The sequence below is a fragment of the Pseudomonas sp. KK4 genome (assembly GCF_001984065.1).
In the GTDB taxonomy this organism is placed as follows: domain Bacteria; phylum Pseudomonadota; class Gammaproteobacteria; order Pseudomonadales; family Pseudomonadaceae; genus Aquipseudomonas.
In genome coordinates this window covers 43706-69275 of sequence record NZ_LYVP01000011.1, presented here as the reverse complement: position 1 = coordinate 69275, position 25570 = coordinate 43706, and the positions used below count along the sequence as shown (strand labels likewise).

22 protein-coding genes are annotated in these 25570 nt (G+C 62.7%); 8 read left to right on the top strand and 14 right to left on the bottom strand.

The genetic code is table 11. The features are described 5' to 3' along the window. Positions 1–99 precede the first annotated feature (99 nt). From B0W55_RS06630 to B0W55_RS06615, 4 genes are all read left to right on the top strand, one after another. The gene (locus tag B0W55_RS06630) at positions 100–1515 is read left to right on the top strand and encodes a sigma-54-dependent Fis family transcriptional regulator (protein WP_077045214.1); all 1416 of its coding nucleotides are present in this window, start codon (positions 100–102) and stop codon (positions 1513–1515) included. A 289-nt stretch (positions 1516–1804) separates the two neighbouring features. After that, positions 1805–3196 carry a GntP family permease gene (locus B0W55_RS06625; protein ID WP_077045213.1) on the top strand — a complete coding sequence of 464 codons (1392 nt, stop codon included), beginning with the start codon at positions 1805–1807 and terminating at the stop codon, positions 3194–3196. A 7-nt stretch (positions 3197–3203) separates the two neighbouring features. After that, positions 3204–3977 carry a 3-hydroxybutyrate dehydrogenase gene (locus B0W55_RS06620; protein ID WP_077045212.1) on the top strand — a complete coding sequence of 258 codons (774 nt, stop codon included), beginning with the start codon at positions 3204–3206 and terminating at the stop codon, positions 3975–3977. 187 nt (positions 3978–4164) lie between these two features. Further along, the gene (locus B0W55_RS06615) at positions 4165–6120 is read left to right on the top strand and encodes an acetoacetate--CoA ligase (RefSeq protein WP_077045211.1); all 1956 of its coding nucleotides are present in this window, start codon (positions 4165–4167) and stop codon (positions 6118–6120) included. A 114-nt stretch (positions 6121–6234) separates the two neighbouring features. On the opposite strand, the gene B0W55_RS06610 is transcribed toward B0W55_RS06615, so the two are convergent. Further along, positions 6235–7344 (bottom strand): PilT/PilU family type 4a pilus ATPase, encoded by a 1110-nt coding sequence (locus B0W55_RS06610; protein ID WP_077045249.1) that lies wholly within the window; start codon positions 7342–7344, stop codon positions 6235–6237. Positions 7345–7461: 117 nt separating this feature from the next. Here B0W55_RS06610 and B0W55_RS06605 point away from each other — a divergent pair, with 117 nt between their 5' ends. Continuing rightward, a complete protein-coding gene (locus B0W55_RS06605) occupies positions 7462–9999 on the top strand; it encodes a PAS domain-containing sensor histidine kinase (protein ID WP_077045210.1) in 2538 nt (845 codons plus the stop codon). 55 nt (positions 10000–10054) lie between these two features. Further along, the gene (locus B0W55_RS06600) at positions 10055–10330 is read left to right on the top strand and encodes a peptidylprolyl isomerase (RefSeq protein WP_007933743.1); all 276 of its coding nucleotides are present in this window, start codon (positions 10055–10057) and stop codon (positions 10328–10330) included. A 183-nt stretch (positions 10331–10513) separates the two neighbouring features. On the opposite strand, the gene B0W55_RS06595 is transcribed toward B0W55_RS06600, so the two are convergent. From B0W55_RS06595 to B0W55_RS06550, 10 genes are all read right to left on the bottom strand, one after another. Then, positions 10514–11449, bottom strand: a complete 936-nt coding sequence (locus tag B0W55_RS06595; protein ID WP_077045209.1) for a sugar kinase — start codon at positions 11447–11449, stop codon at positions 10514–10516. 173 nt (positions 11450–11622) lie between these two features. Beyond that, complete coding sequence (locus B0W55_RS06590) at positions 11623–12840, bottom strand: amino acid deaminase (protein ID WP_077045208.1); 1218 nt, start codon at positions 12838–12840, stop codon at positions 11623–11625. Between the two features lie 39 nt (positions 12841–12879). After that, positions 12880–13644, bottom strand: a complete 765-nt coding sequence (locus tag B0W55_RS06585; RefSeq protein WP_077045207.1) for an IclR family transcriptional regulator — start codon at positions 13642–13644, stop codon at positions 12880–12882. Between the two features lie 136 nt (positions 13645–13780). Then, on the bottom strand, positions 13781–14170 hold the full coding sequence (locus B0W55_RS06580) for a RidA family protein (RefSeq protein ID WP_077045206.1): 390 nt from the start codon (positions 14168–14170) through the stop codon (positions 13781–13783). Between the two features lie 29 nt (positions 14171–14199). Then, complete coding sequence (locus B0W55_RS06575; RefSeq protein WP_077045205.1) at positions 14200–14994, bottom strand: amino acid ABC transporter ATP-binding protein; 795 nt, start codon at positions 14992–14994, stop codon at positions 14200–14202. After that, a complete protein-coding gene (locus tag B0W55_RS06570) occupies positions 14991–15653 on the bottom strand; it encodes an amino acid ABC transporter permease (protein ID WP_077045204.1) in 663 nt (220 codons plus the stop codon). The genes B0W55_RS06575 and B0W55_RS06570 overlap by 4 nt, the downstream gene beginning before the upstream one ends. A gap of 8 nt (positions 15654–15661) precedes the next feature. Next, positions 15662–16324, bottom strand: coding sequence for an amino acid ABC transporter permease (locus B0W55_RS06565; RefSeq protein ID WP_077045203.1), 663 nt, complete (start codon positions 16322–16324; stop codon positions 15662–15664). A 47-nt stretch (positions 16325–16371) separates the two neighbouring features. Continuing rightward, positions 16372–17220, bottom strand: coding sequence for a transporter substrate-binding domain-containing protein (locus B0W55_RS06560; protein ID WP_077045202.1), 849 nt, complete (start codon positions 17218–17220; stop codon positions 16372–16374). Positions 17221–17638: 418 nt separating this feature from the next. Continuing rightward, positions 17639–19198 carry a TerC family protein gene (locus B0W55_RS06555; RefSeq protein WP_077045201.1) on the bottom strand — a complete coding sequence of 520 codons (1560 nt, stop codon included), beginning with the start codon at positions 19196–19198 and terminating at the stop codon, positions 17639–17641. Positions 19199–19564: 366 nt separating this feature from the next. Continuing rightward, positions 19565–20431, bottom strand: coding sequence for a LysR family transcriptional regulator (locus B0W55_RS06550; protein WP_077045200.1), 867 nt, complete (start codon positions 20429–20431; stop codon positions 19565–19567). 103 nt (positions 20432–20534) lie between these two features. On the opposite strand from B0W55_RS06550, the gene B0W55_RS06545 reads away from it, so the two are divergent. Further along, the gene (locus B0W55_RS06545; protein ID WP_077045199.1) at positions 20535–22100 is read left to right on the top strand and encodes an MFS transporter; all 1566 of its coding nucleotides are present in this window, start codon (positions 20535–20537) and stop codon (positions 22098–22100) included. Here the strand turns inward: B0W55_RS06545 and B0W55_RS06540 are convergent. Continuing rightward, positions 22090–22494, bottom strand: a complete 405-nt coding sequence (locus B0W55_RS06540; RefSeq protein WP_077045198.1) for a MerR family transcriptional regulator — start codon at positions 22492–22494, stop codon at positions 22090–22092. The genes B0W55_RS06545 and B0W55_RS06540 overlap by 11 nt on opposite strands. Positions 22495–22571: 77 nt before the next feature. Here B0W55_RS06540 and B0W55_RS06535 point away from each other — a divergent pair, with 77 nt between their 5' ends. Further along, positions 22572–23795, top strand: coding sequence for an NADH:flavin oxidoreductase/NADH oxidase family protein (locus tag B0W55_RS06535; protein ID WP_077045197.1), 1224 nt, complete (start codon positions 22572–22574; stop codon positions 23793–23795). Positions 23796–23808: 13 nt separating this feature from the next. Here the strand turns inward: B0W55_RS06535 and B0W55_RS06530 are convergent, their stop codons facing one another. After that, the gene (locus B0W55_RS06530) at positions 23809–24366 is read right to left on the bottom strand and encodes a VWA domain-containing protein (protein WP_371807261.1); all 558 of its coding nucleotides are present in this window, start codon (positions 24364–24366) and stop codon (positions 23809–23811) included. Positions 24367–24485: 119 nt separating this feature from the next. Beyond that, complete coding sequence (locus B0W55_RS06525; protein WP_077045195.1) at positions 24486–25484, bottom strand: ATP-binding protein; 999 nt, start codon at positions 25482–25484, stop codon at positions 24486–24488. Between the last annotated feature and the right edge of the window lie 86 nt (positions 25485–25570).

The window sequence follows — 25570 nt, the reverse complement described above, 5'->3', positions numbered from 1 at the left end:
CGCTCCCACAGGGGGTTTGTGAACACCACAGATCCCCTGTGGGAGCGGCCTTGCTCGCGAAGAGGCCGGCCCAGGCAACACATCATCAGGATCAATCCCATGAACACCACCGAAAGCCTCAAGGACTACCAGCGCGTGCGCCTGCTGGCGATCCGCTCTCTGTTCGAGATCATCGAGCAGTCGAGTGAAGGCACGGTGATCGTCGACCGCGATGCCAACATCGTCTGGATGAACGAACGCTATGCCCGGCGTTTCGGCCTGGAGTCGGCCCAGGGCGCCATCGGCAAGGCCTGCGAAAGCGTGATCCCCGGCAGCCTGCTGCGCGAAGTGGTGCGCACCGGACGGCCGATCCTGCTGGACATGCAGGACACCCCCAAGGAACCGCTGGTGGTCATGCGCCTGCCGATCCACGACGATGCCGGCGAAGTGATCGGCGCCATCGGTTTTGCCCTGTTCGACGAACTGCGCAGCCTGTCGCCGATGCTCAAGCGCTACATGAGCATGCAGGAGGAACTCGCCTCCACTCGCTCGCTGCTGCGTGCGCGCCAGACCAAATACAACTTCGCCCACTTCATCGGCACCAGCGCCGCGAGCCTGGAAGTCAAGCGTCGCGCCCGGCGCAGCGCCAGCACCGAGTCGCCGGTGTTGCTGCTCGGCGAGACCGGCACCGGCAAAGAGCTGCTGGCCCAGGCCATCCACAACGCCTCGCCCCGGGCGCACAAGGCATTTGTCAGCATCAACAGCGCGGCGATCCCCGAATCGCTGCTGGAAGCCGAGTTCTTCGGCACCGCCCCCGGCGCCTTTACCGGCGCCGACCGCAAAGGCCGCGTCGGCAAGTTGCAAATTGCCCAGGGCGGCACGCTGTTTCTCGATGAAATCGGCGACATGCCGCTGCCACTGCAAAGCAAACTGCTGCGGGTGTTGCAGGAAAAGGAATTCGAGCCGGTGGGCTCCAACGACGTCATTCAGAGCGATGTGCGGGTGATTGCCGCCACGTCCACGGACCTGGAAGCTGCGATCAAACGCGGTGAATTCCGCGCCGATCTGTATTACCGCCTCAACGTCCTGCCGATCCAGGTGCCACCGCTGCGCGATCGGCTTGATGACCTGCCCGCCCTCAGCGAAGCGATCCTCGAAGAACTGCGCAGCCAGCATGAACTGCACAGCGAAGCGCTTGGGTTGCTGGGGCAACACGCCTGGCCGGGGAACATTCGGGAGTTGCGCAACGTGCTGGAGCGCGCGGCGTTGCTCAGTGATGATTTGCGGCTGACCGCTGCTGATATTCGCGCGGCGATCGGCACCTTCAGTCCGGTTGAGCGAGTGATTCCGTTGACCGTCGAGCCCCTTGAACATGAGACGTTCAGCGCGGCGCGCGAGCGCTTTGACCGGCAATTGATCGAGGCCACCCTGGCGCAATGCGGGGGTAAGGTGATTGAGGCCGCGGCGCGGTTGGGGCTGGGGCGGTCGACGTTGTACAAGAAGATGGTGGCGTTGGGGATTGTGGAGTCTCTGTAGAGAGACATAAATCTCTATTGGTAGATATGGCCTCTTCGCGAGCAAGCCCGCGCCCACAGGGACCGTATTCCATAGGCCACCTCCGTTCCACTGTGGGAGCGGGCTTGCTCGCGAAGGCGCTCGTCGTGGCAACAAACATCTCAAAATAGAGACAAACCCATCAAATCCGTCGCCCCCACGACAAATATTTCCTTATATTTCAATCGCTTAAGAAAATGGCACGGAACTCGCTTTAGACCCTTCCTACAAAAATTCACCACACAAAAATAACAATCCCAGGAGACACACCATGAGTGTGATCATTGCCTTGGCAGCCCTCGCGCTGCTGATGCTGGCTGCCTACCGTGGCTACAGCGTTATCCTTTTCGCCCCGATCGCCGCCCTCGGCGCTGTCCTGTTGACTGACCCTTCCGCCGTCGCGCCCGCCTTCACCGGCGTGTTCATGGAGAAAATGGTCGGCTTCATCAAACTGTACTTCCCGGTATTCCTGCTCGGTGCGGTGTTCGGCAAGCTGATCGAGTTGTCAGGCTTCTCCCGTTCCATCGTCGCCGCGGCCATTCGTTTGCTCGGCACTCGCCAGGCGATGCTGGTGATCGTGCTGGTCTGCGCCCTGCTCACCTACGGTGGCGTGTCGCTGTTCGTGGTGGTGTTCGCGGTCTATCCGTTTGCCGCCGAAATGTTCCGCCAGAGCAATATTCCCAAGCGCCTGATCCCGGCGACCATCGCCCTCGGTGCGTTTTCGTTCACCATGGACGCCCTGCCCGGCACCCCGCAGATTCAGAACATCATCCCCAGCACGTTCTTCAACACCACCGCCTGGGCCGCGCCGTGGCTGGGCGTGATCGGTACGATCTTCGTGTTCTGCGCCGGCATGCTGTTCCTCCAGCGCCAGCGCAACAAGGCCCAGCGCGCCGGTGAAGGTTATGGCACCGAGCTGCGCAATGAGCCGGAAACCGCCGCCGACATCAAGTTGCCCAACCCGTGGATTGCCCTGTCGCCGTTGCTGGCCGTGGGCATCATGAACCTGCTGTTCACCCAGTGGATTCCCCAGTGGTACGGCAAGACCCACAGCCTGGCGCTGCCGGGCATGGCCACCCCGGTGACCACCGACATCGCCAAGCTCACAGCGATCTGGGCCGTTCAGGCAGCCTTGCTGGTGGGCATCCTCATGGTGCTGGCCTTCGGTTTCCAGGCGATCCGCAGCAAACTGGCCGAGGGCAGCAAAAGCGCGGTCAGCGGAGCATTGCTGGCGGCGATGAACACCGCTTCGGAATACGGTTTCGGTGCAGTGATCGCCTCGCTGCCAGGCTTCCTGGTGCTGGCCGACTGGCTCAAGAGCATTCCCAATCCGCTGGTCAACGAAGCGATCACGGTAACTTTGCTGGCCGGTATCACCGGCTCCGCCTCGGGTGGCATGAGCATTGCCCTGGCGGCGATGTCCGAGCAATTCATCAGCGCCGCCCACGCCGCCAACATCCCGCTGGAAGTGCTGCACCGCGTGGCCGCAATGGCCAGTGGCGGCATGGACACCCTGCCGCACAATGGCGCGGTGATTACCCTGCTGGCGGTCACCGGCCTGACCCACCGCGAAGCTTACAAAGACATTTTCTGTATTACGCTGATCAAGACCCTGGCGGTTTTCGTGGTCATCGGCACTTTCTACGCCACTGGCATTGTGTGAGGTATTCATGACGACTCTTTCGGGCAAGACCGCACTGGTCACCGGTTCCACCAGCGGCATCGGCCTGGGCATCGCGCTGAGCCTGGCCAAGGCTGGCGCCAACCTGATCCTCAACGGGTTCGGCGATGCGTCGGCGGTTATCGCAGAAGTCGGCCAGTTCGGCGGCAAGGTCGGCCATCACCCGGCCGACGTCAGCGACCCGGCGCAGATCGCCGACATGATCGCCTACGCCGAGCGTGAATTCGGCGGCGTCGACATTCTGGTCAACAACGCCGGCATCCAGCATGTGGCACCGGTGGACGAGTTCCCGGTGGAGCGCTGGGATTCGATCATCGCCATCAACCTGTCGTCGGTGTTCCACAGCACTCGCCTGAGCCTGCCGGGCATGCGCGCCAAGGGTTGGGGCCGAGTGATCAACATCGCGTCGGTGCATGGCCTGGTGGGCTCGACGGGCAAAGCCGCCTACGTGGCGGCCAAGCACGGTGTGATCGGCCTGACGAAGGTCGTCGCGCTGGAAACTGCCACCACAAATGTCACCTGCAACGCGATCTGCCCGGGCTGGGTATTGACGCCGCTGGTACAGAAACAGATCGACGACCGCGCCGCCACCGGCATCGATCCGCAACAGGCACAGCATGATCTGCTGGCGGAGAAACAGCCGTCGCTGGAATTCGTGACACCGCCGCAACTGGGTGAACTGGTGCTGTTCCTGTGCAGCGAGGCCGGCGCCCAGGTGCGAGGGGCTGCGTGGAATATCGATGGTGGGTGGCTGGCGCAATAACCCGCTGCCACCCTACCCTGTGGCGAGGGAGCGTGCTCCCGCTAGGCTGCGCAGCAGTCGCAAATCCGGCGAACGCGATCTGTCTGACACATGATCGTCTCAGGCTTTGGGGCGACTTCGCCGCCCAGCGGGAGCAAGCTCCCTCGCCACGAAGCGGATTGAACGCATTAACAAGAAGAGGCAACCCATGTCCGAAGTCATGTGGCAACCCACCCCCGAGCGCATCGGCAAGACCCGCATGGAAGCCTTTCGGCGCTTTGTCAATCAGCGACACCACCTGCACATCGACGACTACCCTGCCCTGCACCAATGGTCCATCGACCAGCGTCCGGACTTCTGGCAAGCCATCGTCGACTTCTTCGACATCCGCTTCCACACGCAACCCGACGCGGTGCTGGTCGAAGGCGCGCAGATGCCCAGCGCCCAGTGGTTTCCCGGCGCAACCCTGAATTTCGCCGAGCACTTGCTGCGCCGCCGCGACGACGCCATCGCGGTGGTGGCTGTGGCGGAGAACGGTCAGCGCGAACACCTGAGTTGGGCGGAACTGGCCGAGCACGTCGCCGGCTTTCAGAAAGGCTTGATCGCCGCCGGCGTCGGCCTCGGTGACCGGGTTGCCGCGTGCATGCCCAACACCTGGCAAACCCTGGTGGCCATGCTCGCCACCACCAGCCTCGGCGCGATCTGGTCCTGTTCTTCGCCAGACTTTGGCACTCAGGGCGTGATCGATCGTTTTGGCCAGATAGAGCCCAAGGTGCTGATCACCTGCGCCGGCTACCGTTATGCCGGCAAAGAGATCGACCAGCGGCTCAAGATCAATGAAATCCTCCAGCACCTGCCGTCCCTGCAGCAACTGGTGATCGTGCCCTACGCACAGCCCGAGGCGCACATCGAAGCGTTCCATACCCAGGCCAATGTCACGCTGTGGGACGATTTCTACGAACCGGGCGGCGAGCCGGACTTCGTCGCCGTGCCCTTCGATCATCCGCTGTACATCCTCTATTCCAGCGGCACCACCGGTGTGCCCAAATGCATCATCCACGGCACTGGCGGCGTGCTGCTGCAACACGTCAAGGAGCACGGCCTGCATTGCGACCTGGGCCCGGGCGAGCGCCTGTTCTACTACACCACCTGCGGCTGGATGATGTGGAACTGGCTGGTCTCGGCCCTGGCGGTGGGCAGTTGCGTGGTGCTGTACGACGGCTCGCCGTTCCAGCCTGACGCGCAACGCCTGATCGACCTGATCGACGACGAGCGCATCAGCGTGTTCGGCACCAGTCCCAAGTACCTGGCCACCCTGGAAAGCAGCGGCGTGAAGCCTGCGCAAAGCCATGACCTGGGCAGCCTGAAAACCCTGCTGTGCACCGGCTCCGCGTTGTCGCCGCAGAGCTACGACTACGTTTACCGTGATCTCAAGGCCGACCTGTGCCTGGCTTCGATGTCCGGCGGCACCGATATCGTGTCGTGCTTCGCCAATGGCAACCCGTGGCAAGCGGTGCGCCGTGGCGAGATGCAGGGCAAGAGCCTGGCCATGGCCGTCGAAGTGTGGAACGACGAAGGTCGGCCGGTAATCGGCGAAAAAGGTGAGCTGGTGTGCACCCGGCACTTCCCGGCGATCCCCATCGGCCTGTGGAATGACCCGGACGGTGAAAAACTGCGCGCCTCCTACTTCAGTCAGTTTCCGGGTGTCTGGGCCCAGGGCGATTACGCCGAACAGTTGCCCCACGGCGCGATGATGATCCACGGCCGTTCCGACGCCGTGCTCAACCCCGGCGGCGTGCGCATCGGTACCGCGGAAATCTACCGTCAGGTGGAAAAAGTCCCGCAGGTGTTGGACAGCGTGGCCATCGGTCAGCAATGGCAGAACGATGTGCGCGTGGTGCTGTTCGTGCGCTTGCAGGATGGGCAGGTGCTGGATGACGCGTTGCAGCAACAGATCCGCCAAGTCATCCGCGCCAACACCACACCACGCCATGTGCCGGCGAAGATCGTTGCGGTCAGCGATATCCCCCGGACCATCAGCGGCAAGATCGTCGAGTTGGCGGTGCGCAACGTGGTGCATGGGCAAAAGGTGAAAAACACCGACGCCCTGGCCAACCCGCAGGCGCTGGAGCAGTTCCGCGACCGCCCCGAACTCAAGGATTGAAATACAGTTCACCCGGTGGGAGCGGGCTTGCTCGCGAAGGCGGTGTGTCAATCAACATTTATGTAGCTGACACACCGCCTTCGCGAGCAAGCCCGCTCCCACAGGGGGTCTGTGTCAGTCGATGAGGCCCCAGTCGCCCGGGGGCGCGTGGGCAGCAGGCGTGGTTTCAGCATGCAGTTTCAACCGCAACCGCAGGTTGTTCACCGAGTCCGCATACTTCAACGCTTCCTCTTCATCGATCGCCCCTTCCACCACCAACTCGAACAACGCCCCATCAAACGTCTGCATCCCCTGCGCCGTGGACTTCTCCATGATCTCCTTGATCTCGGCAAACCGGTTGAGCCGGATAAGATCGCCCACCGTCGGCGTCCCCAGCATCACCTCCACCGCCACCCGCCGCTGCCCGTCGCGGGTGCGTACCAGGCGTTGGGACACGAACGCCTTGAGGTTGTTGCCCAGGTCGTTGAGCAACTGACCCCGGCGCTCCTCCGGGAAAAAGTTGAGGATGCGGTCCAACGCCTGGTTGGCGTTGTGGGCGTGCAAGGTGGAAATCACCAGGTGCCCCGTATCGGCGAAGGCCAGTGCATGCTCCATGGTTTCCCGGTCGCGGATTTCGCCGATCAGTACCACATCCGGCGCCTGGCGCAGGGTGTTTTTCAGGGCCGTATGGAAGCTGCGGGTATCGACGCCGACTTCGCGCTGGTTGATGATCGACAACTTGTGCCGATGGATGTATTCGATCGGGTCTTCGATGGTGACGATATGCCCGCGGCTGTGGCGGTTGCGGTAGTCGATCAACGCCGCAAGCGACGTGGACTTGCCCGAATCGGTGGCGCCGACGAACAGCATCAGGCCCTGCTTGAGCATCACCGTGTCCAGCAGCACCGCCGGCAACTTGAGGTCTTCGAAACGCGGAATGTCGAGCTTGACGTTACGAATCACCATCGACACGTCGTTGCGCTGTTTGAAAATATTGACCCGGAAACGCCCGATCCCCGTCAGGGAAATCGCCAGGTTCATCTCCAGTTCACGATCGAACTCCAGACGCTGTTCGGCGTCCATGATGGACGCCGCCATCGCCGCAATTTCCCCCGGTTTGAACGATTGTTCGGCCAGGGGTGTAACAATACCGTCGAACCGCGCACTGGGCGGCGCACCGGTGGCCAGGTACAGGTCAGAGCCATCCTGGCTGGCCAGTCGTTTCAACAATGCATCGATTTCCATGGCAAAAAGCATCCGCGAAGCATTCAATTGATATAAATGACCGTAAAGGGTCGGAGCAGTCATCGCTCTGCAAGCATAGTAGACGCCGCACATCGACCGACATTGCAGGACACCTTGATGAACCCATCACCTACCGGCAGCGATGCCCAGGCCCTGATCGCCCGGCTCGACTGGGCGAACAGCCCGCTGGGCGACGCCAGTACCTGGCCCCAGAGCCTGCGCACCGCCGTGGACATCGTGATCCACTCGCCGATGCCGATGCTGCTGCTCTGGGGGCCGCAGCTGACCCAGATCTACAACGACGGCTTCGCCCTGCTGGCCGGCAGCAAGCACCCGCACGCTTTCGGACAGCCGACACACCAGATCTGGCCGGAACTCCAGGACTTTACCCACCCCATTTACAGCGCCGTCCTACAAGGCCAGGTGCGGACCTACAGCGAGCAACGCTTCACCTTGCAACGCGACGGGAAAGATTCCGACTTATGGCTCGATTTGACCTACAGCCCGATTCGCGACGAAAGGGCTGAAGTGGCCGGCATTCTGGTGACCGCCATCGAAACCAATGAACGCCGGCGCATTGCCCTGGAACTGGAACAGCGCTCGGCCGCCAGCCTCAAGGCCCAGCAGGAAACCGAAGAACGCCTGCAACTGGCCCTCGCCGCCACAGACGCGGTGGGCACCTGGGACTGGGACATCAACGAAGACCGCTTCATTGCCGATGCCCATTTCGCCCAGTTGCATGGCATCGATCCGGCCAAGGCCGGCCAGTTGCCGATCAGCGAATACCTGCACGGGGTCCACCCGCAAGACCGCGCCATGATTGCCCGCAGCATCAAGCAGTGCATTGCCCAGGGTGCCGAATACGCCGTGGAATATCGCCTGTTACTGCCCGACGGGCAGGTGCGCTGGGTGTTCGCCCGTGGACGCTGCTACAAGGACCACCATGGCCGGCCGATCCGTTTCCTCGGCGCCGCCCTGGACCTGACCGCGCGCAAAAACACCGAACAGGCCCTGCGCCAGAGCCAGAACGAACTGCAACTGATCATCAATGCCATGCCGATCCTGATCAGTTACGTCGACCACGAGGAGCGTTTTCGCCTGAACAACTCGGCCTACCTGGACTGGTACGGCCTCACCCCCCAGGAGCTCTATGGCAAAACCGTCCGCGAGGTGCTCGGCGAAGAGGCCTATGCCTTGCGCGCCGAGCACATTGCCCAGGCGCTGTCAGGCAAGCCCTGCTGCTTCAGCATTGACACGCCGCACCGCGACGGCAGCATCCGCCATGCCCTGATGAATTATTTGCCGCGTCACGGCGCGGACGGTGCCGTCAATGGCTTTTACATCTTCGTGATCGACGAGACCGAGCGCAAACAGACCGAAGAGGCCCTGCGCAACCTCAACGAAACCCTCGAAGAACGCGTCGCGGCCCGCACCCGGCAACTGGCCGAGACCAACCAGCGCCTGCAGAGCGAAATGTTCGAGCGCGAACGCGCCGAAGACGCCTTGCGCCATGCGCAGAAAATGGAAGCGGTGGGCCAGCTCACCGGCGGCATCGCCCATGACTTCAACAACATGCTCACTGGGATCATCGGCAGCCTCGACCTGATGCAGCGCTACATCGCCGACGGCCGCACGGCGGAAATCGCCCGATTCACTGAAGCGGCGGTGTCCTCGGCCAACCGCGCGGCCGCCCTCACCCACCGCTTGCTGGCGTTCTCGCGGCGCCAGTCGCTGGACCGCAAGCCACTCAATGCCAACGATCTGATTCGCTCGCTGGAAGACCTGTTCAGCCGCACCAAGGGCGATCACATCCAGCTCATCCTGCAGCTGGCGGACGACATCTGGCCGGTCAGCACCGACGTCAGCCAGTTGGAAAACGCCCTGCTCAACCTGGTGATCAACGCCCGGGATGCGATGCCCGAGAGTGGCGAACTGCGCATCGAAACCGCCAACGTGTACCTCGACAGCAGTGACATCAACACCCTGGAACCGGTCAAGGCCGGCGACTACCTGATGATCGCCGTCAGCGACAACGGCACCGGCATGACCCCCAAGGTGCTGGCCAAGGCCTTCGATCCGTTCTTCACCACCAAACCCATCGGCCAGGGCACGGGGCTTGGCCTATCGATGATCTACGGCTTCGCCCAGCAGTCGGGCGGCCATGTCAGCCTGTTCAGCCTGCCGGGCCAGGGCACCAGCGTGCGCCTGTACCTGCCGCGCCTGCTTGAGGAGGCGCCACAAGCGGTGCTGTCGCCGGTGATCGGCGAGGCGCCGCCAGCGATTGCCGGGGAAACCGTGGTGCTGGTGGAGGACGATCCGGCGGTCCGCATGCTGGTGCTCAATTTGCTCAAGGAGCTGGGTTATCGCGCGTTCGAGGCCGAAGACGCGAGAACCGCCCTGCCCTTGCTCGAGTCGGACCTGCGGGTCGATCTGCTGGTGACTGATGTCGGGCTGCCGGGCATGAACGGCCGGCAACTGGCGGAAATCGCCCGCCAGCGCCGGCCGCAGATCAAGGTGCTGTTCATGACCGGTTACGCGCAGATGGCCGCCGAACGTCAGGGCTTTCTCGAAGAAGGCATGGACATGGTGGCCAAGCCGTTTTCCATTGATCTGCTGGCGAACAAGATTCGCACGATGATCGGCCAACCCGACTGAGTTAGGGCATAATCGCGCGCCCTCGCTATTGCTACTGTGACCAGGTACCTGCCCCATGAAAGCTCAAGCCCGCCATATTCTGGTGAAAACCTCGGAAGAAGCCGAGCAACTCAAGCAACGCATTGCCAAGGGTGAAGCGTTCGACGTACTGGCCAAGAAGTACTCCACCTGCCCCTCGGGCAAGCGCGGCGGTGATCTGGGTGAAGTAAGACCGGGGCAGATGGTGGGGGCGATCGATGCGGTGATCTTCAAGAAACCGCTGCGAGTGGTGCATGGGCCGATCAAGAGCAAGTTCGGGTATCACCTGGTGCAGGTGTTTTATCGGGATTGATGGGCCAAAGGGAGCTCAGAGTCTTTTGTGGCGAGGGAGCTTGCTCCCGTCGGGCTGCGCAGCGGCCCCAAAACCTGCTGCCCTGATCTGCCTGGCAGTCCGGGTGACAGGGTTTGACTGCTGCGCAGTCGGACGGGAGCAAGGTCCCTCGCCACAGGAAAGCTGACGTCCAGTGGATGTGCATCAGTTTTTCGGGATCAACGCCCCCGGCACCTGAATCACCTGACTCGCCAACCGATGTCCCGCTTCGGCCGCTTCCACGGGGCTGCCGCCCTTGAGCCGGCTGGCCAGGTACGCTGCGCTGAACGAATCCCCCGCCGCCGTGGTGTCCACCACCCGCTCGACCTTCTGCGCCGGCACTTCGAAAGACTCACCCGCACAACGAATCAGACAGGCCTCGGCACCGCGCTTGAGCACCACTTCCGGGGTGCCGATCTGCTCGTAGGCGTCGAACACGGCGTCGCAATCGGAAAAGTGGAACAACGCCTGCTCGTCATCGACGGTCAGCAACGCCAGGTCGACATAAGGCAGCACACTGCGGTATGCCGCCCGCGCATCCTCCACCGAGGCCCACAGCCGTGGCCGGTAGTTGTTGTCGAAGACGATCCGCGCGTCGCGCTGGCGGGCTTCGATCAGGGTTTCCAACAGCTTTTCCCGACCTTGCACACCCAGCACCGCCAGGGTGATGCCGCTGAAATACAGCACGTCGTAATCCGGCAGCGCCGCCAGGATCGGCTCGGCGGCCGGGGTGGTGAAGCAGTCGCGCACCGCCGCTTCATTGCGCCAGTACAGAAAACGCCGCTCGCCGGCGGCGTCGGTCTGGATGCAGTACAGCCCCGGCAGACGTCCGGGCAAACGCTGGACCATGCCCAGGCCAATGTTTTCAGCGGCCCAACTCTGGCACATGGCGTCGCTGAAACTGTCATCGCCCAGCGCGGTGACGTAATCCACGCTGCCGCCATCGCCCAGTTCGCGGGACAGGTAGACCGCGGTGTTCAAGGTGTCGCCGCCGAAGCTCTGTTGCAGGCTGCCGTCGGCGCGGTGCTGCAACTCGATCATGCATTCACCGATCAGGGCAATGCGCGGGGTGTTGGGGCCGAGGGTGTTGATGGTGTTCATTGTGGGTTCTCAATCGGTCCGATGCATGTGTGGTGTCTGACAGGCCGTCTTCGCGAGCAAGCCCGCTCCCACCTTGGAATGCATTCATCCTGTGGGAGCAGGCTCTCACCTTTGGAATGCATTCATCCTGTGGGAGCGGGCTTGCTCGCGAAGGCAGCACCTCGGTTTCGGACTTAGAAACAGGTTTCCATGTTCTCGATAACGTTCAACTGCTCATCCACCAGGCACCCGGTGCGCCACTTGTCGAACGTCAGGCACGGGTGCGAAGTGCCGAACGAAATGATGTCGCCGACACGCAATTGAACCCCCGGCGCCACGGTCATGAACGCATGCTGGTCCATCACCGCCGTCACCTTGCAGGCGCCGACATCGTCGCCCTTGGCCGGCACCACGCCCGCCTTGTAGCGCAGCAGCGGCACCGGCAGACCGGCGTCGTAGGCCACGTCGCGCTTGCCCAGGGCGATGACCGCGAAGCCCGGCTCCGGCAACGACTGCACGTGGGCCCAGACTTCCAGCGCCGGGCGCAAGCCTTCGTGCAAATCGCTGCGGCGGTCGAGCACGCAGCATTGCGCTTCTTTATAAATGCCGTGGTCGTGGGCCACGTAACTGCCCGGGCGCAGCACGCTGAGGAACCGTCCACCGGCGTTCTGCGCTTCGAACTCCTCGGCAATCAGGTCATACCAGGCCGAACCGGACGCGGTGATGATCGGCTTGGGGATGGCGAACGCACCGCTGTCCTGCAACTGCACCGCCAGGCGCACCAGGGAGCCGGCGAACGCACGGATGCCGCTGACGGCGTGATCGCCATGGATCACCCCTTCGTAACCTTCGATGCCGGTCAGGGCCAACGCCGGTTGCGCGGCAATGGCCTTGGCCAGGTCGAGCACTTCCTGCTCGCTGCGGCAACCGCAGCGGCCGCCAACCACGCCGTACTCGATCATCACGTTCAGGCGCACGCCGCGGGAGGCGAAGTAGGCCCCCAAGTCCGCCACGTTGTCGGGGTGATCGACCATGCAATAGAAGTCGAACGTCGAATCGCTCAGCAGGTCGGCGATCAACGCCATGTTCGGCGTGCCCACCAGTTGGTTGGCCATCAACACCCGGCGTACGCCATGGGCGTAGGCGGCACGGGTTTGCGTGGCACTGGCCAGGGTAATGCCCCAGGCGCCGGCATCGAGTTGGCGACGAAACAGGGCCGGGGTCATGCTGGTCTTGCCATGGGGCGCCAGTTGCGCGCCGCTGTCGCTGACGAACTTCTGCATCCAGCGAATGTTGTGTTCCAGCGGCGCGCGATGCAGCACCAGCGCCGGCAGGCTGACATCACGCACCAGGCTGGCACCGAGTTGGGCGGCGCCTTTATCGACGTTGGCAGTATTTGGGGCAGAAGACATGATGGGATTCCTCATCCACGCGGCCGCGAGCAGCCGCTGTTATTCGTTGATACGCCGGGCCAGGCTGTTCGCGCTGTCGATCAGCACCCGGCGATAGTCGTTGTAATGGGCTTTGGCATCGGCCCGCGGGGCGACAATGCACAGGGTCGCGATGGCCACGCCGCTGGGGTCTTTGACCGGGGCGGCGAAGCAATGGGTGAAGGTGTCGGCCACGCTGTCGAAGGAAAAAAATCCATCGATGTGAGCCTGACGTATTTCGGCCAGGAACTGCTCAAGTGGCAGGCGCTCGCCGTTGGGCAGGATGAAGTCGTCGTGGTCGATCAGGTCGATGATCGCCTGATCGCTCAGGTGCGCCAGCAACAGGCGCCCGGACGCGGTCCAGGGGATCGGCGCGTTTTCGCCGATGTCCGAGGAAATGCGGAAATGCCGTTCGCCCTCCTTCATCAGCGCCACCGTGTATTTGCGCCCGTTGAGCAGGCACATCTGCGCGGTTTCGTGGGTCTGGCTGACGATCTCCTGCAAGGCGTGATCGGCCTCGCGGGTCAGGTCGAAATGCCGCAGGTGCGCCTGGCCGAGGAAGTACAGCTGGCGGCCGAGGTACACATGACCGTCCTTGCCCACCGGCTCCAGGATCCGTCGCTCCAGCAGCGAGGCCACCAGTTCGTAGACCGTGGATTTGGGACTGCCGATGCCGCTGGCGATTTCGTTCGGGCGCAGGGGCTGGCCGATTTCCTTGAGGAAATCGAGGATATCGAACGCCCGGTCCAGACCCCGTGCCCGACGTTTGATGGTGTCTTCGGTCATGTCAGTGGTTCCCCTTCAAAAATGCCGGGAGTTTACCCAGAGTTCCGCGGTGGCGGTTAGGCCGCCATCGCGGGCAATCCTCGCGCCTACGAAATCCTGTAGGAGCGAGGCTTGCCCGCGATGGGCGCGACTCGGTTCAGGCCTTTTTCTTGTAGGCGATGCAGTCGATCTCGACCTTGCAGTCGACCATCATGTTCGCCTGCACGCAGGCCCGGGCCGGGGCGTGTTCGGGTTTGAAGTACTCGGCAAACACTTTGTTGAAACTGGTGAAATCCCGCGGATCTTCCAGCCACACGCCAGCACGCACCACGTCTTCCAGGCCATAACCGGCCTCCTGGAGAATCGCGATCAGGTTCTTCATGGTCTGGTGAGTCTGCTCGACGATGCCGCCCACAATGATCTCGCCGTCAACCGCCGGCACCTGCCCGGAAACGTGCAGCCAGCCATCGGCCTCAACGGCGCGGGCGAAAGGGCGAGGCGTGCCGCCTGCAGCGGCGCTGCCGGTGCCGTAACGCGTAATGCTCATGGTGTTTCTCCTGATTGAAAAGGGTGTGTTTAAAACCGCGTGCTCTTGAGGAATTCAGCCAGCCGCGGCGACTGCGGGCGCTCGAACAGTTCCTTGGGCGGACCCTGCTCTTCGATGCGTCCCTGATTCATGAAAACGATCTTGTCGGAAACCTCGAAGGCAAAGCGCATTTCATGGGTCACCAGCAGCATGGTCATGCCTTCATCGGCCAGGCCCTTGATCACGTTGAGCACTTCGCTGACCAACTCCGGGTCGAGGGCCGACGTGACTTCGTCGAACAGCATCAGGCTGGGGTTCATGGCAATCGCCCGGGCAATCGCCACGCGCTGTTGCTGGCCACCGGACAACTGCCCCGGATAGTGATCGCGACGCTCCAGCAGGCCGACACGTTCCAGCCATTTTTCCGCCAGGGCCACCGCCTCGTCCTTGTGCAGTTTTTTCACCTTGAGCAAACCCAGGGTGATGTTCTGCAGCGCAGTCAGGTGCGGGAACAGGTTGAACTGCTGGAACGCCATGCCGGTCATGGCGCGATGACGGGCGATGACTTTTTCGGCATGCCGCACGCGCTTGCCGTTGACCTCGTCATAACCGATGGACTCGCCGTCGAGCAGGATCTGCCCGCCCTGGAACTCTTCGAGCATGTTCACGCAGCGCAGCAAGGTGGTCTTGCCCGAGCCGCTGGAACCGATCAGCGTCACCACGTTGCCACGCTGCATGGTCAGGTCGACGCCCTTGAGCACTTCGAGTTTGTCGTAGCGTTTGTGCAGGCCGCGAATGTCCAGCAAGGGTTGGCCGTTTTGTGCGTTGGTTTGGGTCTGGTTCATGGCAAGGCCACCCGCTTTTCAATGTGCCGGCCGAGTAACTCGATGCCGTAGTTGATGACGAAAAACAGAAATCCGGCGAACAGGTAGAACTCCAGGGTCATGAAGGTCCGGGCGATGATCTGCTGGGTGCTGAGCAGCAGCTCGGCCACGCCGATCACCGACAACAGGGTCGAGGCCTTGACGATTTCGGTGGACGAGTTGACCCAGGTCGGCAGGATCTGCCGCAAGGCCTGGGGCAACAGCACGTAGCCCAGGGCCTGATAGAACGTCAGGCCGATCGCCTTGCTCGCTTCCATCTGCCCACGGGGCAACGCCTGCAAGGCGCCGCGCACGATCTCGGAGACGTGGGAGCCGCAGAACAGCGTCAGTCCCAGGGCTCCGGCCTGGAATGCACTGATCTGCCAACCCAGCGCCGGCGCCATGTAGAAGCATGCCAGCACCAGCACGAACACCGGGGTGCCGCGAATCACGTCCACATAGAAACGAAACGGTGCGCGCATCCAGAACGTGCCGTAGGTCAGCACCAGGCCGGAGAAAACGCCGAGCACAGTGCCGAGCAAAATCGCCAGGGCCGAACACTGCACACTGGTCAGAAAGCCTTGCCACAACACGTCGCGGGCAATCCATAACTCATGCAGCCAACTGGGGGATTCGTACATGGGGCCTCCTATCGGCGGATCGCCAGACGCTGCTCGAGATAGCGCAGCATCATGGCAATGAGGTAACAGGCCGCAACATAGAGCGCTGTGGTCACCATCCAGGTTTCAATCACCCGGTAGCTCTCGACATTGATCTTGCGCGCGTAATAGGTCAGCTCCGGCACGGCGATCGCCGCTGCCAGCGAGGTGTCCTTGAACAGCGAAATGAAGTTGTTCGACAAGGCCGGCAACACATTGCGCAGCATCACCGGCACCGTGACGTAGGCCTTGACTTGCCATTCGCCCAGGCCAATCGCCAGGCCGGCTTCGCGCTGGCCCTTGGGAATGCTCAACAGGCCGCCGCGGAACACTTCGGTCAGGTAGGCCCCGGCATACAGCGACAGGGTGATGATGAACGAGGGAATCTTGTCCAGCCGGACGCCCAGGCTCGGCAAGGCGAAGTAGATCAACAGAATCAACACCAGAATCGGCGTGTTACGGACCACCGTGACATACACCGATGCCAGCACCCGCAGCGCGCGGTGCTTCGACAGCAAAGCAAACGCCATCAGCAGGCCGATCACGCAGCCGATGGCGATCGACACCAGCGCCAGCTCCAGGCCCAGTCCGAGCCCCGCCAGCAAGGTGTCGAAATCGCGCCACACGGCGGCAAAGTTCAACTGATAGTTCATGGTCGGCAGTACCTTGAGCGGGGCGCGTACGCCCCGCTGTCACAGGATCATTTGAATTCGGCGGGAAAACCAATGGCTGGGGTCGGCAGATCGACACCGAACCACTGCTTGAAGGAGGCCGCGTAGGCCGGGAACTCAACGCCGGTCATGGCTTCGTGCAGGGTGGTGTTGACGAAGTTCAGCCAGTCCTGATCGCCACGCTTGACCGCGCAGGCATAGGTTTGCGGGCTCCAGGCATACGCCGGGCTGCGGTAGCGGCCAGGGTTCTGCACCATCAGGTATTTCACCGAGGACTGGTCGGTGGCAGCGGCGTCGGCCCGGCCAGAGTTCACCGCCTGGTACATCAGGTCCACGCTGTCGTACTGGTCGACCTTGGCCTTGGGCAGCGCCTGGTGCACCAGTTCTTCGGCATACACGTTCTGCAGCACGGCCACGGTGACGCTGTCGCCGGCAGCCTTCATGTCCTCGATTTCCTTGTACTTGCTGTTGGCCGGCAACAACAGGCCGACACCTTCGCGGTAGTACGGCAGGGTGAACGCCACTTGCTGGGCGCGGCTGGCGGTCACGGTGATGAACTGGCAACTGATGTCGACTTTGTCGGTCAACAGATTGGGAATCCGCGCATCGGACGACTGCACCACGTACTCGACCTTGGCCGGGTCATTGAACAGACCTTTGGCGATGATGTGCCCGATATCGATATCGAAACCCTGCAACTTGCCATCCGCCCCCTGGAAGTGCCACGGCGCGTTGGTGCTGCCGGTGCCCACAATCAACTTGCCACGGGCCAGAACGCTATCGAGCTTACTGTCCGCCGCCTGGGCCACACCCACGGCAGCAGCAGACGCTGCAAACAGAAATACACACGCTTTGAACAAGGAAGGACGGCGATGCATGGCAAGCACTCCAGGGTGATGTTTATTCCGCTATACCGGAAGTAGGTATGTAACAACGGAACAGACAGCAGAAAGTGTGCCACAGGTCGTGCGGGGAATGTAGAGGGGATTGAAAAGTGTTTTGAATCAAACAGATGGGGTTGAGCGAGGAAAAGGCGTTACCGAAAGACAACGTGGCGTTGCGCTACCGTTGGCTACGTGCAGCGGGTAGTGAGTTCACAAATGGTGCGTGGGTGTTCCCTGATCGAACATCCAACGCAGAACACATGTGGGAGCGGGCTTGCTCGCGAAGGCGGTGGATCAGTCCGCGAATTTGTCGCTGATACAACGCTTTCGCGAGCAAGCCCGCTCCCACATTGGAATGCGTGCCGTGTAGGAGCGAGCTTGCTCGCGAAGGGCCTTCAGCCGTGGCGCACAATCACCCGTCGACGCGAGCCAGGAACACCCGCGTCACCCGCCGCTCTTGCACCGACATCACCGTCATGCGCCAGCCTTCCCATTCCTGGCTGTCACCGATCATCGGCAGGCGGTCCAGCAGGCTTACCACCAGCCCGGCCAGGGTCTGGTAGTCGTCGGTCGGTTCGGCGGCGAAGCCGGTGCGCTGGCGGACGCGGGTCAGGTTGAGCGCGCCGCTGACGACAAACCCACCCTTCTCCTCGATCACGTCCGGCCCTTCGATTTCGCTGGCGTCCGGCAATTCGCCGGCGATCGATTCGAGAATGTCGGTCATGGTCAGCACCCCGACGAAGTCGCCGAATTCGTTGACCACGAATGCGATGTGAGTCGACGCCTTGCGCATCTGCTCCAGGGCATTGAGGATCGAATAGCTGTCCAGCAGGTTGATGGTCTGGCGCGCCAGATGGGCCAGATCGGGCTCGTTGCCGGCCAGGACCTCCTTGAGCAACTCCTTCTTGTGCACAAAGCCCAATGGCTCATCCACCGCGCCGTCGCGAATCAGCGGCAGGCGCGAGTAGGACGAATGCATCAAGCGCGTACGAATGGTCTCGGCGTCATCGGCCAGGTCGATGTGATCGACATCGGCGCGCACGGTCATCAAGGTGCGGATCGGCCGCTCGGCCAGTTGCAGCACGCCACTGATCATCACCCGTTCACGGCGATCGAACAGTTCTTCGTTCGGCGCCTCGCCGTTGTCGAGCATGTCGGCGATTTCTTCACCCACCTCCTCCACCGCCAGTTTGCGTCCACCGAGCAAGCGCATCACCGCATGGGCGGTGCGCTCACGCATCGGTCGCAAGCCTTGCATCGAGCGTTTGCGCCGAGCCCGGGCGATCTGGTTGAACACCTCGATCAGGATCGAGAAACCGATGGCCGCATACAGATAGCCCTTGGGAATGTGGAAGCCCAGGCCTTCGGCGGTCAGCGCGAAGCCGATCATCATCAGGAAGCCCAGACACAGCATGATCACCGTCGGATGGGCGTTGACGAAGCGGGTCAGCGGTTTGCTGGCGACGATCATCAGGCCGATAGAAATGATCACCGCGATCATCATCACCGACAATTCATCGACCATGCCCACGGCGGTAATCACCGCATCGAGGGAGAACACCGCGTCCAATACCACGATCTGCGCCACGATCGGCCAGAACAACGCGTAGGCGGTGTTGGACGTGCGCTGGCCGACATGGCCTTCCAGGCGTTCGTGCAATTCCATGGTGGCCTTGAACAACAGGAACACACCGCCGAACAGCATGATCAGGTCACGGCCGGAGAAGCTCTTGTCGAACACCTCGAACAGCGGCTGGGTCAGGGTCACCAGCCAGGAAATACTGGCCAGCAGGCCCAGGCGCATCAACAACGCCAGGGACAGACCGATGATTCGCGCACGGTCGCGCTGCTCCGGCGGCAACTTGTCCGCGAGGATCGCGATGAACACCAGGTTGTCGATGCCCAGTACCAGTTCCAGCACAATCAGCGTCAACAGGCCCAGCCAGGCGGTGGGGTCGGCTAACCATTCCATATGAGGGTCTCGATCTCGTCAGTGAATTCAGAATGCCGAGCACGGCAAGGCGCGGCGCGGGGGCCGTGGGGACGCAGCGTCTGGGGTAATCAAAGGCGGAAAGACTGGGTGTCTGGCGTGCGTCAAGCGCGCGCAGTGGCGCGAGGGGAACGGGTGACTGGGGGGCTCCGTGAGGGTGTTCATGCAAGTCCTGAAAGGGAAAAAGGACTTGGATCGTACAGGCGGAAGTAACAATTCCTACAGCTGAAAATCATTTCAAGATCTGTAATCAAGCGTGCTCTTGCAGGCGCCATCGCGAGCAGGCTCGCTCCCACAAGGGGTCGCATTCCAATGTGGGAGCGAGCCTGCTCGCGATGATTTTTGCGCTCAGCCTTGTTTCACCCGCTCAATGTACTTGTTCACTGCCGGCGACTTTTCGAACCGTCTATGAATCAACGCCAGCCACGACGACGCCTCGCAATCGGCGATCGGCTTGTACAGCACATTCGGCAAACTGACATGGCCGACCACCGACTCCGGCACCACCGCCACCCCCTGCCCCAGTGACACCAGGGCAATCACCGCCACCAACCCACCGGGCTGCGCCCCGAGCCTGGGCGAGAAGCCGCCGCGGGCAGCGACTTGCAGGGTGCCGATGACCTGTTCGGGCAAGATGAAATTTTCGTTGTGCAGATGCGCCGAGTTGATCGTCGGCAAGCGGTTGAGCCAGGAGTCGACCGACAGCGCCAGCACGAACCCCTCGTCAATCAGACGTACTTGCTCGACGCCCTCGGGCATGGCCAGGGGGCCGCGGATGTAACCCAGATCGAAACGCCCCTCGAGGATCATGTTGGGCAGGCTGGCCATGGGGCTTTCCCGCACGTTGAGACTGACGTCCGGGTATTGCCCGGCAAAACCCTGCACCTGTTTTTGCAGCAGGCCGGAATACACCGCCGACGCGACATACCCCAACTCAATATGACCGATTTCCCCGCGACCGGCGCGCTGGGCATTGCGCTGGGCCGACTCGAACTGGCGCACCGTGGCATCGGCTTCGATCATCAACGCCGCGCCGGCCTCGGTCAGGCTGACGTCCCGGGCCTGGCGCACGAACAACCGCGCGCCCAGCTCCGCTTCCATGTCCTGGATCTGCCGGGTCAGCGTCGGCGGCGCGATCCCCAGTTGCTCGGCGGCACGGGTGAAGTTGCGATGCCGGGCCACGGCGAGGAAATAGCGGAAATGGCGGATGTCCATCGGTGCGTTAGCTCAAAGGTAATGAAATGACGGTGCGGGCCTAACAAAAGCGGCGTCAGCCAGCGATAAGCTGTCTGCAACCTTACACTAGAGACCCGCTGCCATGTCCGTCAAACCCAAGGTGAGCCCGCGCCTGACCTTGCTCACAGCCTCCGCGGTGTGCGCATTGATTGTGCTCGATACCAACATCGTCGCCGTTACCTTGCCAAGCATCGCGCGGGATCTGGGCGCCAACTTCGCGGACATCGAATGGGTGGTCAGCGCCTACATGCTGGCGTTCGCTGCGTTGTTGCTGCCCGCCGGCAGCCTGGCCGACCGCTTTGGCCGGCAGAAAACCCTGATGAGCGGCCTGGGCATTTTTATCCTCGCGTCGCTGGGTTGTGGTGCCGCGCCCAATGCACTGTTTCTCGACATCGCCCGCGCCATCAAAGGCGTTGGTGCAGCGCTGTTGTTGACCTCGGCGCTGGCGTCCATCGGCCATACCTTTCACGATGAAGTCGAACGGGCCAAGGCCTGGGCGTTCTGGGGCGGCTGCATGGGCGTGGCCATGACGGCGGCGCCGACCCTCGGCGGGCTGATCACCGAATACGTGGGCTGGCGCTGGATTTTCTTCCTTAATCTGCCGGTCGGCGGGTTCCTGATGTACATGGTGTGGCGCGCCGTTCCGGAATCGCGCGATGCCCAGGCTGCACGCCTCGATCCGTGGGGCAGCCTGGCATTCAGCGCCAGCCTGTTGTGCCTGATCTGGGGCCTGATCGAAGCCAATCGCATCGGCTGGAACAATCCCGTGACCTACATGCGCCTGTTCGGTGGTGCCGTGCTGCTGGGGCTGTTCGTGGTGATCGAGCGCCTGCAACAACGGCCGATGATCGACCTGAAGCTGTTCCGTCACCCGCGCTTCATCGGCGCGCTGCTCGGCATGTTCTTCTATGCGGCGTGCGCCCAGGTGATGATGACCATGCTGCCGTTCTACCTGCAGAACGGTCTGGGCTTCAGTGCCATTTGCGCAGGATTGGGCATGCTGCCGTTTGCCGTGACCATGCTGATCTTCCCGCGCATCGGCGCTCGCCTGACCGGTCGCGTGAGCCCGGCGAACATGATGGCCCTGGGTTTGACCCTGGTGGGCGCCGGCAACCTGCTCAGTGCCTGGGCGGTGACCAGCGGCGGCTACCTGCCCTTCGCCCTGGCCATTGCCGTGACAGGCGCCGGTGCCGGCCTGCTCAACGGCGACACCCAGAAGAACATCATGGCCTGCGTGCCCCGCGAGCGCACCGGCATGGCGTCGGGCATGAGCACCACCATGCGCTTCAGCGCGGTGATGCTGGGGATCGGCATCTACGGTGCGCTGTTGGCGGGCCACAGCCAACAGCTGCTGCACGACAGCCTCTCGGCGCAAGGCGGTCAGTGGCTGGAACATACCCAAGGCGTGGCTTCGCGGGTGGTGGCCGGTGACATGCCGGCGGCGCTGGACCTGTTGCCGCAAGAGGCGCGGTCGGTGGTCGAGCCCTTGGCGCGTCATGCGTTCGTCGGTGGCTTCAGTCTGCTGCTGTGGGTCGCGGGGCTGGCGGGATTGGTGGCGGCGTTGGTGGTCGGGACACTGATGCGCAATCCGATTCCGGTCCCCACCGTGAACCGCCCTGCAACCACCCCCGCCAACGCTAGGGCTTGATTGAGGCCAGGACCCGATTGGCATTGGCCTCACACGCCATGCCGTCGGGCTTTGCCTGGATGTTGTCGACCAACTCCAGCAAATGCGCCTTGGTTTGCGCCAGGTGCAGTTGCATGGCCTCAATCTGTTCGATCTTGCGTCGCAGGCTCAGCAGCAACTCGTCGTGCTTGAACGCCCCCGTCACGGTGTCCGGCAACAGCTGCTTCAATTCCTCCAGACTGAAACCCGCCTGCTGGGCGCACTGGATAATCTGCAGGGTTTGCAGAACCTGCGGCGGGTAACGCCGGTAACCATTGGCCTGGCGCTGCACCTGACGAATCAGCCCCTGCGCCTCGTAAAAACGAATGCGCGAAGCACTCAAACCACTCATTTGCGCCAACTCACCAATCTTCATGCTGCTCCTCATTGCCGGCTTGACATTGAAGTTAACTTTAAGCTTAGCCTCCACTCTTCACTGATGAGGAGTCAAGCATGTCGCCCTTTCAAGCGTTGAATCTGCCCAACGGTCAGATACTCGGTAACCGTATTGCCAAAGCCGCCATGGAGGAGAATCTCGCCGATGGCCATCAGGCGCCGGATGGGGCGCTGTTTCGCCTTTATCAGGCTTGGGCGGAGGGGGAAACCGCGCTGCTGTTGACCGGCAACGTAATGATCGACCGCCGCGCCATGACCGGTCCCGGTGGCGTGGTGCTGGAGGACGAGCGTCACCTTGAACGCTTCCGTGAATGGGCGCGGATCGGTCGTGCCGGCGGCGCGCATTTTTGGATGCAACTCAACCATCCGGGGCGTCAGACCATGGCCAACCTTGGCCAGCAAGCACTGGCGCCCTCCGCGGTAGCCCTGGACATGGGCGAATTCTCAAAGATGTTCGCGCACCCCAGGGCCATGAGCGAGTCGGACATCGAAGAGGTGATCGCGCGCTTCGCCACCAGTGCAAGTCTGGCGGAAAAGGCCGGTTTCAGCGGCGTACAGATTCATGCCGCCCACGGCTACCTGCTCAGCCAGTTCCTCTCGCCACTGACCAATCTTCGAACCGATCGCTGGGGTGGTTCGCTGGAAAATCGCGCGCGGTTGTTGCTGGCGGTGATCGACGCAGTGCGCAATGCCGTGTCGCCGCAGTTTTGCCTTTCAGTGAAGCTCAATTCGGCGGACTTCCAGCGCGGCGGTTTCGATGTCGACGATGCCCGGCAAGTGATCCTGTGGCTCAACGAAAAACAGATCGATCTACTGGAATTGTCCGGCGGCAGCTATGAGGCACCGGCGATGCAAGGCGAAGCCCGGGATGGCCGAACCCTGGCCCGTGAGGCGTACTTCCTGGAAATGGCCGGTCAACTGGCCGGCGTGGCGCTGATGCCGGTGATGGTGACCGGCGGGATCCGACGCCTGGCCATTGTCGAACAGGTGCTGGACAGCGGCATCGCCATGGCCGGGATCGGCACCGCACTGGCGGTTGAACCGCACCTGGTCAAACACTGGCGTGCAGGCAAGGACCTCCAGCCGCAACTGCCGCCGATTCGCTGGAAGCGAAAGACACTGGCATCCCTGGCGAACATGGCGGTGGTGAAATTCCAGCTTCATCGCCTGAGTCGCGGGCGCACCACCCGACCTCAGGTCTCGGCACTGTGGGCGCTGGTGGTGGATCGCTGGTATATCGGCCGGCGCACACGTCAGTATCGGCAGGCGATGGGGTCATGAGCAGAACTTGCCCCTACGGGGATTGGCGGCCATAAGCCAATTCATCGATATGCCGATAGTCGGCCTGCAACTGCGCCGCCAGCACCTTGCTGCGGCCCAGGCGAATCGGACCGCGTTCGATGTCGATCAGCAGTGCGGGGCAATTGAGGGCTGGCAGGGCCGCCCCGTCTTTGAGGCGGCCATCGGTCACCAGCAGCAACCGTTGCTGCTCGGCCGGGAAACGCTTTTGGCGCGCCGCCAGCCAATGCCTCGCCTCGCTCAGTGCCGCCAGCAACGGCGTACCACCGCCTGCACCGAGGGCATCGAGCCAATGGCGCAGGCCACTGGACGCTTTCAAACCTTGCACCTGCCACTCAGGCGCCGCACCGCTGGCGGTCAGCAGCGCCAGCCGTGCGCGTTGCCGATAGGCATCATCAAACAGTTGCGCCAACAATCCCTTGGCATCGCTCAGGGCCTGATGGCGGCGGGTCGATGCCGAGGCGTCGACGATCACCAGCCACAGGTCCTGGGGTGAATGGGTGCGTTGCTGGAACACCAGTTGCGAGCGTTGACGCGGCCGGCCATTGAGCAACGTGCCAGGCCAGTTGACCGAGCCGTCGCGCGCCGCTTGGCGCTGACCTTGCTTGCCTTGTTCCAGCTGTCCGGCACGGGGTCTGGCATTCGCCCCCGCGTCGGATCGGGGGTGAATGCCTAGGGCTTTTTTGGCCAGCTCGGCACTTCACGGCGGGCACCGACCGGCAGCGCCTGAGCAGGCATTTCGCCCCACTGGCCCTGACCTTCGCCAGGGGTTGAGGGCTGGGGCGATGGCGCCTGCCGTTGTTGTGGTGCGGGCGCTGACTGCTCGCGACGACGATGACGCAGGGCAAACTCCGCGACAGCATCGATATCTTCCCCGTCGATGGCGCTCGCCCCGCGCCACGCGGCATGGGCCCGGGCCGCACGCAGCCAGACCAGGTCGGCGCGCAGGCCATCGACACCGGCGGCAAAGCAGCGCTCGGTGATCTGCGCCAGCGCTGCATCGTCAAGGGCAATACTTGCCAGGGCACTGCGCGCTTTTTCGCAGCGTGCGCGCAGTACCTGTTGCTGACTCTCCCACTCGACGCAGAAGCCTTGCGGATCGCTGTCGAAATCCAGACGTCGACGAATGATCTGACCACGCTCGGCGGGCGCGGTATGGCCGCTGAGCGCGACGTTCAAGCCAAAGCGGTCGAGCAGTTGCGGACGCAACTCGCCCTCCTCCGGGTTCATGGTGCCGATCAGCACGAACCTCGCCGAATGCCGATGGGAAATGCCGTCACGCTCCACCAGATTGGTGCCGCTGGCGGCCACGTCGAGCAGCAGATCGACGAGGTGATCGGGCAGCAGATTGACCTCATCGACGTAGAGCACACCGCCGTCGGCCTTGGCCAATACGCCGGGAGAAAATTGCGCGCGACCTTCGCCGAGGGCGGCATCCAGATCAAGCGTGCCGACCAGGCGCTCTTCGGTGGCGCCCAACGGCAGCGTGACGAACTGGCCGCTGGCCAGCAGGTCCGCCAGTCCACGGGCCAGGGTCGACTTGGCCATGCCCCGCGGACCTTCGATCAGCACGCCGCCGATTTTCGGGTCGATGGCGGTGAGGCACAGCGCCAGTTTCAGATCATCGGCGCCGACCACGGCGGAGAGCGGGAAATGGGGGGTGTCGGTCATTGTTCAATCTCGGTCATGGTCGGTGATGTCATGGTCGCCTGTGATCCTTGTGGGAGCGGGCTTGCTCGCGAAAGCGCAGTGTCAGG

Coding starts and splice junctions, on each gene's coding strand:
- B0W55_RS06630 (WP_077045214.1), top strand. CDS start 100: ATGAACACCACCGAAAGCCTCAAGGACTACCAGCGCGTGCGCCTGCTG.
- B0W55_RS06625 (WP_077045213.1), top strand. CDS start 1,805: ATGAGTGTGATCATTGCCTTGGCAGCCCTCGCGCTGCTGATGCTGGCT.
- B0W55_RS06620 (WP_077045212.1), top strand. CDS start 3,204: ATGACGACTCTTTCGGGCAAGACCGCACTGGTCACCGGTTCCACCAGC.
- B0W55_RS06615 (WP_077045211.1), top strand. CDS start 4,165: ATGTCCGAAGTCATGTGGCAACCCACCCCCGAGCGCATCGGCAAGACC.
- B0W55_RS06610 (WP_077045249.1), bottom strand. CDS start 7,344: ATGGAAATCGATGCATTGTTGAAACGACTGGCCAGCCAGGATGGCTCT.
- B0W55_RS06605 (WP_077045210.1), top strand. CDS start 7,462: ATGAACCCATCACCTACCGGCAGCGATGCCCAGGCCCTGATCGCCCGG.
- B0W55_RS06600 (WP_007933743.1), top strand. CDS start 10,055: ATGAAAGCTCAAGCCCGCCATATTCTGGTGAAAACCTCGGAAGAAGCC.
- B0W55_RS06595 (WP_077045209.1), bottom strand. CDS start 11,449: ATGAACACCATCAACACCCTCGGCCCCAACACCCCGCGCATTGCCCTG.
- B0W55_RS06590 (WP_077045208.1), bottom strand. CDS start 12,840: ATGTCTTCTGCCCCAAATACTGCCAACGTCGATAAAGGCGCCGCCCAA.
- B0W55_RS06585 (WP_077045207.1), bottom strand. CDS start 13,644: ATGACCGAAGACACCATCAAACGTCGGGCACGGGGTCTGGACCGGGCG.
- B0W55_RS06580 (WP_077045206.1), bottom strand. CDS start 14,170: ATGAGCATTACGCGTTACGGCACCGGCAGCGCCGCTGCAGGCGGCACG.
- B0W55_RS06575 (WP_077045205.1), bottom strand. CDS start 14,994: ATGAACCAGACCCAAACCAACGCACAAAACGGCCAACCCTTGCTGGAC.
- B0W55_RS06570 (WP_077045204.1), bottom strand. CDS start 15,653: ATGTACGAATCCCCCAGTTGGCTGCATGAGTTATGGATTGCCCGCGAC.
- B0W55_RS06565 (WP_077045203.1), bottom strand. CDS start 16,324: ATGAACTATCAGTTGAACTTTGCCGCCGTGTGGCGCGATTTCGACACC.
- B0W55_RS06560 (WP_077045202.1), bottom strand. CDS start 17,220: ATGCATCGCCGTCCTTCCTTGTTCAAAGCGTGTGTATTTCTGTTTGCA.
- B0W55_RS06555 (WP_077045201.1), bottom strand. CDS start 19,198: ATGGAATGGTTAGCCGACCCCACCGCCTGGCTGGGCCTGTTGACGCTG.
- B0W55_RS06550 (WP_077045200.1), bottom strand. CDS start 20,431: ATGGACATCCGCCATTTCCGCTATTTCCTCGCCGTGGCCCGGCATCGC.
- B0W55_RS06545 (WP_077045199.1), top strand. CDS start 20,535: ATGTCCGTCAAACCCAAGGTGAGCCCGCGCCTGACCTTGCTCACAGCC.
- B0W55_RS06540 (WP_077045198.1), bottom strand. CDS start 22,494: ATGAAGATTGGTGAGTTGGCGCAAATGAGTGGTTTGAGTGCTTCGCGC.
- B0W55_RS06535 (WP_077045197.1), top strand. CDS start 22,572: ATGTCGCCCTTTCAAGCGTTGAATCTGCCCAACGGTCAGATACTCGGT.
- B0W55_RS06525 (WP_077045195.1), bottom strand. CDS start 25,484: ATGACCGACACCCCCCATTTCCCGCTCTCCGCCGTGGTCGGCGCCGAT.